We start from the raw sequence: 2,444 nt of genomic DNA on the forward strand, positions 1-2,444 counted from the left end.
GGCGTGTTACTCGATTGGGTCGCGGCGCATTTCCCTAAGGATCCCCATGGCCTTGTGCGTTTCGATGGCACTTGCCTCTATGAACATGAAGACCCGCGCAAAGGCACGCACCCCGATTGGGATACCCTGATCTATAACTACGATCGCGGTGAGGTGCGCAGTTTTCTGCTCAGCAATGCCTGTTATTGGCTGCGGGAATTTCACCTCGATGGCCTAAGGCTCGATGCGGTGTCATCCATGTTGTACCTCGACTACAGCCGCGAACCTGGGCAATGGCTGCCCAATGCCTATGGCGGACGGGAGAATCTAGAGGCGATTCATTTTCTGCAAATGTTGAATCAACGCTTGTATCAAGCCTTCCCCGGCATTTGCATGATAGCCGAAGAGTCAACCGCCTTTGCGGGGGTGACTAAGCCGACGGATAGCGGCGGGCTGGGGTTTGGTTTTAAGTGGAATATGGGTTGGATGAACGACAGCTTAAGCTACTTAGGCCGCGATCCTATTTATCGCCAGTATCACCATAACCAGCTGACCTTTAGCCTGATGTATGCCTATTCGGAGCAATTTATGCTGTCGATAAGCCACGATGAAGTGGTGCACGGCAAGGGCTCTTTGTTGCATAAAATCCCCGGCGATGATTGGCAAAAATTCGCCACCCTCAGGGCCTATTACGGCTTTATGTGGGGGCATCCGGGCAAAAAATTACTGTTTATGGGCAGCGAGTTCGCCCAGCGCGACGAATGGAACCATAACCATAGCCTCGATTGGCATTTGCTTGCTTTTGAACCCCACCAAGGCGTGCAGCGCTGGCTTCGGGATCTGAATCGGCTTTATCGCCAATTCCCCGCTTTATCTGTGCTCGACTATGAGTCGCAGGGTTTTCGCTGGCTCGATTGTGACAATGGTCGCGACAGTATTTTTAGCTTTGTTCGCTATGGCGAGGGCAGTGATGTGCCCTTGGTGTTTGTGGTGAACATGACGCCCACTCTGCACCAAGGATTTCGTATAGGCTTGCCCCAAGGCGGGGAGTTCTGTGAGTACCTCAATAGCGACAGCCATCTCTATGGTGGCAGCAATCAGGGGAATGCGGGCAAGGTAATTGCCGAAGACTTACCTTGGCAGGGCATGGCATCGAGCGCACTGATCACTGTGCCGCCTCTGGGTTGCTTAATTCTCGGGCCCGCGACGGATGCGCCAAGAGATACCTGCCTATGATGAATCCCGTGCCTGCAAATGCTGATGGCTCAACCGCTTATAACCTAAGCGCGGGACAGCCTTTTCCCTTGGGGGCGACGGTCGATGATGGCGGGGTGAATTTCGCCCTGTTTTCGGCCCATGCCACTGGGGTGGAGTTATGTCTGTTCGATGCTCAAGGCGAGGTGGAAATTCAGCGCATCGCCTTGACGGAGCAGACCCAGCAAATCTGGCATTTGTATGTGCATGGACTGAGTGCTGGCCAGCTTTATGGCTACCGTGTCTATGGTCCCTACGAGCCGCAATTAGGGCACAGATTTAATCCACATAAATTGTTGTTAGACCCCTACGCGCGCCAGCTTGTGGGGCGTTATCACCACCATATTGCCAACTTTGGTTATGAGATTGATAATCCCAGTGAAGACTTATCTTTCAGCACCTTAGATAACGCGGACTTTGTCCCTAAGTGTAAAGTGGTCGATACTCGGCCTCTTTTTAATGCCGCTAAGGCGCATACTATTCGGCCGCTTGCAAGCATGCGTGAGCCACTGCCGCTTGAGCAGTGCATTATCTATGAGATGCACTTAAAGGGATTTACCGCGCTGCACCCTGAGATAGATGCGCCGCTGCGTGGCACTTTTGCAGGGCTTGCCTCCCAAGCCGCGATAGATTACTTAGTCAATCTCGGCGTGAATTGTGTCGAGTTACTGCCGGTTCAGGCATTCTTCTCCGAGCCATTTCTGCTTGAAAAACAGCTATCTAACTATTGGGGTTATAACAGCATTGGCTTTTTTGCGCCTGAGCCGAGTTATCTCTCGAGTGAGGATATCGCTGAGTTTCGTAACATGGTGGATGCACTGCATGGCGCGGGTATCGAAGTCATTCTCGATGTGGTCTATAACCACAGCGCCGAGGGTAGTCGCCTCGGGCCGACCTTTAGCTTTCGCGGTATCGACAATCTGAGTTATTACCGCCTGCATCCAAATGATAAACGCTTTTATATCAATGATACTGGCTGCGGTAATACCTTAAACCTCAATCACACGCGCATGTTGCAGTTGGTGTTAGATTCGCTGCGTTACTGGGTCGAAGTGATGGGCGTCGATGGTTTTCGTTTCGATTTAGCCGCCTGCCTTGGCCGTGAAGCCTATGGATTTGACCCCGGAAGTGGTTTTTTCGATGCGCTGCTGCAAGACCCTGTGTTGTGCCGGGTGAAGCTGATTGCCGAGCCTTGGGATATTGGCCCTGGT

Annotated in this window: 2 protein-coding genes; both read left to right on the forward strand. The window is 52.4% G+C overall.

Going from position 1 to position 2,444, the window contains the following annotated elements; translation table 11 throughout:
• Positions 1 to 1,215, forward strand: a 1,215-nt coding sequence (gene glgB, locus L976_RS01835) for a 1,4-alpha-glucan branching enzyme (RefSeq protein ID WP_047540060.1), incomplete at its 5' end; no start/stop codon positions are given.
• The coding region (glgX, locus tag L976_RS01840; RefSeq protein ID WP_047540062.1) for a glycogen debranching protein GlgX at positions 1,212 to 2,444 on the forward strand (1,233 nt) is incomplete at its 3' end. The genes glgB and glgX, both read left to right, overlap by 4 nt.

The sequence above is a fragment of the Shewanella sp. ZOR0012 genome (genome assembly GCF_000798835.1).
GTDB lineage: Bacteria > Pseudomonadota > Gammaproteobacteria > Enterobacterales > Shewanellaceae > Shewanella > Shewanella xiamenensis.